Source organism: Hydrogenophaga sp. (assembly GCF_051007235.1).
Lineage (GTDB): Bacteria > Pseudomonadota > Gammaproteobacteria > Burkholderiales > Burkholderiaceae_C > Hydrogenophaga.
In genome coordinates, this window is sequence record NZ_JBPCSJ010000504.1 from 1 (window position 1) to 5,817 (window position 5,817).

The following is a 5,817-nucleotide window of genomic DNA, read 5'->3' on the forward strand; positions in this document are numbered from 1 at the left end:
CTCGATGGTCTCGGCGCCGGCAAACAGGCCCAGCGCGCGGTTGGCCGACTGCTGCAGCGCCTCGGCCAGCCCAGGCTTGCCGCCTTCCACAGCGTTGACCGCGTACCGGCGGATGGCTTGCTCGCGGGCCAGCGGATCGGCCAGCGCCGCGCGCAGGCGCACGAATTCGTCCAGGCTGTCCTGATCGTCGGCTGGCACGCGCAGGTAACGGAAGGGCTCTGACGGGGTCTCGCGCATGCCGAAGAGGTACGAGCGTGCCCCTTCGATGTCCATCGGCAGCATGTAGTTGTTGTATTCCACGGCCTGTCCGGCCGAGTCGCGCAGCTTGTAGCTGAAGCTCGGGCCCACGTTGTGCAGCTTTTTGACGCCGTTGGTCTTGTGGCCGGCGCCGAGCTGGCTTTCGATGGAGGAGCGCAAATCCACCGCACGCACATCGGTCCCGCCGTTGCCGGGCGCACCGCCCATGTTCTCGACGTTGATCACGCGCAGCCCGGTGTACTCCAGCGTGAGCTTCTGGTCGCCGTTGGACAATGCGGTGGAGCCGCCGATGGTGCCGGAGATCTCGAAGGGTTTGGTCGGCCCGTTGATGGGCACCGCCTGCAGGTTCACCCGCGAGCCGCCATCGTCGAAGCTGGACTGGTAAATATTGATGCCCCGGTGGCTGGCGGGGTGGTTGACCTCGACCCGGGCCTCTTTTTTCTCGCCGGTCTCGTGGTCGTGGATCACGATGTCGCTGGCGAACAGCTTGGGCATGCCGGTCTCGTAGTACTCGACGATGAACTTCTTGAGTTCCACCGAGAACGGCAGGTCCTGCAGCAGCACGCCGTCGGACTGGGCCAGGATCGCGGTGCTGGCGACGGTGCCCTCGGTCACCAGCAGGTTGCCGCGGAAGGTCGGGTTCTGGGGCGAGAGGCGGTGTTCGGGCTTGACATCGGCGATCAGGCCGCCCCCGTTGTAGGACGTCTTGCCGTTGAACCACATCTGCGCACGCACGATCAGGTCGCCGTCCAGCAAGCCACCGATGCACACGAGCACGATGGCGCTGTGCGCCGCCAAGTAACCCACCTTGTTGGCCGCGCCGGCCTTGGCCGCCACCATCCAGCCCGTGCCGGCCGCGCTCTGGCGCGACTGCAGCTTGACCTTCCAGCCCGCGCCCAGCAGCGTCTGGCCGATGCGGTGGGCCGCGGCTTCGGGCCCTTCGGCCAGCAGGCCCTCCGCACGGTTCGGGAAGGCCTTGAGACTTTGTTCGCGGATGTTTTCTTTGTAGGCCTTGAAGTCGGCCAGGATCTTGGGTGTGTTTCGGGCGATGCACAGGCTGGTGCTGGTCACCAGAAAAGCCAGGATCAGCAGGAACCACCAGGCGCTGTACACCGTGTAGATCTGGGCGCTGCCAAACACGTCGGCCCAGAACGGGCCGAACTGGTTGACGTAGTTGTTCAGCGGCTCGTGCTGCTTGACCACGGTGCCGATCACCGAAGCGATGCAGATCACCGTCAGCAGCGCGATGGCGAACCGCATGGAAGACACCAGCTCCACCAGCTCGCCAAAAATGCGGGAGCGGGTTTGAACTTGCAGGCCTTGGGTGGAAACGGTCATGAATGCGCCGGAAAAAACAAACAGGGCGGGTCTGGTAGCCAGAACACGCCCTGTTGTGATGCTTGAAAAGCCTGACGGTTCAATGCAAAGCGTTGTCGCAAACCCGCATTGTGACGTCAAATATTATTGACAGCTTATATCCCCGAAATCACCGGGGACAAAGCCCTCACGTTCAGCGAAGACCAGCGATGTAGTCCGCCACGGCCTTGATTTCACGGTCGTTCATCTTGGCGGCCACACCCGCCATCTGGGCGTTGTTGTGGCGAACGCCATCGCGGAACGCCTTGAGCTGGGCTTCGGTGTAGACCGCGTGCTGACCGGCCAGACGGGGGTATTGGGCCGGGATGCCAGCACCGTTGGGGCTGTGGCAGCCCGCGCAGGCCGCGATCTGACGGTCGGCGATGCCGCCGCGGTAGATGCGCTCGCCCAGACGGACGGTGTCCTTGTTCTGCGCAAAGCCAGGCGCAGCCTTCTGGCTGGCCAGCCAGAAAGCGACGTTGCGCATGTCTTCGTCGGACAGTGCCGAGGCGAAGCCCTTCATGATGGCGTTGTCGCGCTTGCCGGACTTGAATTCCTGCAGCTGCTTGACGAGGTATTCCGGGTGCTGCTGGGCCAGCTTGGGGTTTTCGTTGATGGTCGAGTTGCCATCGGCGGCGTGGCAGGCCACACAGACCTGACCGAAAGTCGCGGCACCCTTGGCCAGATCGGGCTTGGCCGCCTGGGCGTGCGCGTTGAAAGACAGCACAGCGGCACAGGCCGCGAAGAGCAGAGAGACGGGCAGTTTCATGTCGGGGCGGCGTCGTGGGCGACGCATCGGTTTGAAGATGTGTGCGGGTTTCTGAGCTGGAACCGATCGATTTTACAATGCCCCACCGGACCCACCCCAAATGACCCACCACCACAAGCCCGCCTCAGCCGCATCCCAACGCCCTTCCCGCTCCACCGGCACGGACGCCGCCCATGCACAGGAGCTCAAGCGTCTGCACGGGTGGCTGCACACGGCGCGCTTCCTGACAACGGCCCCGCAGCTCGAACACCTGCCCGCGCTCGACGTACCGGAAATCGCTTTTGTGGGCCGCTCCAACGCGGGCAAGTCCACCTCCATCAACACGCTGACGCAACAAAAGCGACTGGCGTTCGCATCCAAGACACCGGGGCGCACCCAGAGCATCAACCTCTTTTCGCTGGGCAAACAGGGCGAGACCGACGCGGTGCTGGCCGATCTCCCGGGCTACGGCTACGCCGCCGTGCCACAAGAGGCCAAGATCCGCTGGCAGCGCGTGATGGCCAACTACCTGGTCACACGCGAAAATCTCAAGGGCGTGGTGCTGCTGTGTGACCCGCGCCTGGGCCTGACCGAACTGGACGAAGCCCTGCTGGACGTGATCCGCCCGCGGGTGCAGGAAGGGCTGAAGTTCCTGATCCTGTTGACCAAGGCCGACAAACTGACCCACGCCGAGGCGCAGAAGGCCCTGTCCATCGCCCGGCTGCAGTGCGGTGGCGGTGAGGCCCGGCTGTTTTCGGCGCTGAAAAAGCAGGGGCTGGACGAAGTGGCCCAGCTGCTGTGGCAGTGGACCCACGAGGCGCCCGACGCCGCTGCCGATGAGGCGGAACCCGAAGCGCTCGACTGACCTCAGTCGTCGCCGTAAAGCTTGGCCTGGCCGGGCGGTCGGGTCTTGAAACGCTTGTGCACCCAGAAATACTGCTCGGGCATGGTCGCGATCATGTCCTGCAGCAGTGCGTTCATGCGCGCGGTGTCGGCCACCGGGTCGTCGGTCGGGTAACCCTCCCAGCGCGGCAGGACCACGACCTCATAACCCTGCGGCGTGAGCCGGCTGATGACCGGCACGACCTGCGCCCGTGCCAGCCGCGCGAAGCGTGAGAGCGAGGTGATGGTGGCCGCCGGCACGCCGTAGAACGGCACGAACACCGAGTCGGCAGCGCCGTAGTCCATGTCGGGCAGCAGGTACAGCGGCTCGCCGGCGCGCAGGGCCGCCACCAGCGGCTTGAGCCCCTGCCGGCGCGGCACGATGTGCGCCTGCCCGAAGCGTTGTCGGCCCGCCAGGATCCAGCGGTCCACCGACTGGTTGAGCTGCTCGGCGTAAATGGTGCAAAAGCGCCGCTCCAGCTGCGAGGTCAGCGCGGTCCAGCCCGCGTCCAGCCCCACGAAGTGCGGCGCAAAGAACACCGTCGGGGTGTCACCCGCCAGGGCCGCGACCTCGCCACTCAGGCGCAGGCGGCGGTTCACGGTCTCGGGTGCGCCGTGCCAGAGCCAGCTGCGGTCCAGCCAGGCCTGGGCAAAACGCACGAAGTGCTGGCGCACCGCGGCGTGGCGCTGCGCTTCGGGCAGGTCGGGAAAACACAGCGCCCAGTTGGTGCGGGCGATGCGCCGGCGCCGACCGGCCACCGCGTGCAGCGTGCGGCCAAACACCCAGCCCAGGGCCCGCACCAGCGGCAGCGGCGCCCGTGCGAGCACGCGCATCAGCCCCAGGCCCAGGGCGTTGCCCCAACGGTCGGCCAGGGGCTTGCGCAGCGATTTGAGGCGGGCAGACAGCGTCATGGCCGGGTGTCGGCTGCAACGCGGTGCGCAGCAGGGGACTTGTAGCGGTTGTAGGACCAGAGGTACTGGCGCGGGCACTCAAGCACCAGCTGCTCCATCGCCTGGTTGATCTGCCGGGCGGCGGTCGCGGCGTCGGTGGACAGGGGCCCCCACGCGGCTTCGTTGTAAGGACGCACGTGCACCAGAAAGCCCCGACCCCAGCGCAGGCGCTCGCCCCAGGCCAGCAGCACCTGGGCGCCGGCGGCATGGGCCAGGCGGGCCGAGAGCGTCATGGTGTACGCGTCGCGCCCGAAAAACGGCGCCCAGACGCCCTGCCCGTCCGGCGGCACCTGGTCGGGCAACAGGCCCACCACCTCGCCGGCCTTGAGCGCCTTGATGAGTTGCTTGACACCGGCCAGCGTGGTCGGCGCCGTCTGCAGGCCGGGCCGCTGGCGCGCGCCGGCCACCAGATCGCGCAGCCAGGGCTGACGCGCGGGGCGGAACAGCACCGTCATGGGCTGGCGCACGCCGAAACGCAGGGCGTAGGCCTGGGCGGTGATCTCGAAACAGCCCAGGTGCGGGGTGAGGAAGAGCACGCCTCGGCCTTGCGCCTGCGCGGCCTCGATGTGCGCAGCACCCTCCCAGCCCGCCACCACCGGGCGGCCCAGCCACAGGCGGGGCAGCTCCGCCACCAGCTTGCCGGCTTCGCCGACCGAGGCCAGGGCGGTGCCGACCGGCAGGCCGGCCAGCTTCGCATGGGCCAGCAGGCGGCGGCGGTAGCGCGGGGAAAGCAAGAAGCTCAGCCAGCCCAGCCCCCAGCCCAGCGCATGCAGCAGCGACAACGGCAGGACCGAGAGGCTGCGGAAGATGAAATGGACGAAAGACGTCACTTGTCGGGGATCAACGGGTCGATCTGCGGGGGGAAAACGGGACTGTTCGGCGGGCGCCTGGGGCGGCGGCTGGTCTAAAATCCGCCCATCGCCGAGTTAATGAACTAATTGCGGGGCGATTCACAAATGCCGCTAAAGCGTTCGCCGAACTCCAGAGACCGGCAACGCCGATCCACCAACTTGGAGTTTATCTACATGGCGAACGACTTCCTCGTCACTTCCGAGTCCGTTTCCGAAGGCCACCCCGACAAGGTCGCCGACCAGATTTCGGACGCCATCCTCGACGCGATCTTCACCCAGGACCCGCGCAGCCGCGTGGCCGCCGAAACCCTGACCAACACCGGTCTGGTCGTGCTGGCCGGTGAAATCACGACCAACGCGCACGTGGACTCCATCCAGGTCGCGCGCGACACGGTCAAGCGCATCGGCTACGACAACACCGAGTACGGCATCGACTACAAGGGTTGCGCCGTGCTGGTGGCGTACGACAAACAGAGCAACGACATCGCCCAGGGCGTGGACCACGCGAGCGACGACCACCTGAACACCGGCGCAGGCGACCAGGGCCTGATGTTCGGCTACGCCTGCGACGAGACGCCCGAGCTGATGCCCGCCCCCATTCACTACGCGCACCGCCTGGTCGAGCGCCAGGCCCAGCTGCGCAAGGACGGACGTCTGCCCTTCCTGCGCCCGGACGCCAAGAGTCAGGTGACCATGCGCTACGTGGACGGCAAGCCGCACAGCATCGACACCGTGGTGCTGTCCACCCAGCACAGCCCCGATCAGAGCGAG

General features: G+C 66.7%; 6 protein-coding genes. 2 read left to right on the top strand and 4 right to left on the bottom strand.

The window, feature by feature from the left end; genetic code table 11:
• Both ACR2JA_RS17805 and ACR2JA_RS17810 read right to left on the bottom strand, forming a co-directional pair.
• Window positions 1-1,596 (bottom strand): cytochrome c biogenesis protein ResB (locus ACR2JA_RS17805; protein ID WP_434010406.1); only part of this gene is annotated, 1,596 nt, incomplete at its 3' end.
• Between the two features lie 172 nt (window positions 1,597-1,768).
• Complete coding sequence (locus ACR2JA_RS17810) at window positions 1,769-2,383, bottom strand: c-type cytochrome (RefSeq protein WP_434010407.1); 615 nt, start codon at window positions 2,381-2,383, stop codon at window positions 1,769-1,771.
• Between the two features lie 100 nt (window positions 2,384-2,483).
• On the opposite strand from ACR2JA_RS17810, the gene yihA reads away from it, so the two are divergent.
• Entirely contained in the window at window positions 2,484-3,227 is a 744-nt protein-coding gene (yihA, locus tag ACR2JA_RS17815; protein WP_434010408.1) for a ribosome biogenesis GTP-binding protein YihA/YsxC, read from the top strand.
• A 2-nt stretch (window positions 3,228-3,229) separates the two neighbouring features.
• Here yihA and ACR2JA_RS17820 read toward each other — a convergent pair whose 3' ends face one another.
• Both ACR2JA_RS17820 and ACR2JA_RS17825 read right to left on the bottom strand, forming a co-directional pair.
• Window positions 3,230-4,156: a lipid A biosynthesis acyltransferase gene (locus ACR2JA_RS17820; RefSeq protein ID WP_434010409.1), complete on the bottom strand. Its 927-nt coding sequence runs from the start codon at window positions 4,154-4,156 to the stop codon at window positions 3,230-3,232.
• Window positions 4,153-5,025 (bottom strand): lysophospholipid acyltransferase family protein, encoded by an 873-nt coding sequence (locus tag ACR2JA_RS17825; RefSeq protein ID WP_434010410.1) that lies wholly within the window; start codon window positions 5,023-5,025, stop codon window positions 4,153-4,155. Before ACR2JA_RS17825 ends, ACR2JA_RS17820 begins: the two co-directional genes overlap by 4 nt.
• A gap of 195 nt (window positions 5,026-5,220) precedes the next feature.
• Here ACR2JA_RS17825 and ACR2JA_RS17830 point away from each other — a divergent pair.
• Window positions 5,221-5,817 (top strand): S-adenosylmethionine synthetase N-terminal domain-containing protein (locus tag ACR2JA_RS17830; protein ID WP_434010411.1); only part of this gene is annotated, 597 nt, incomplete at its 3' end.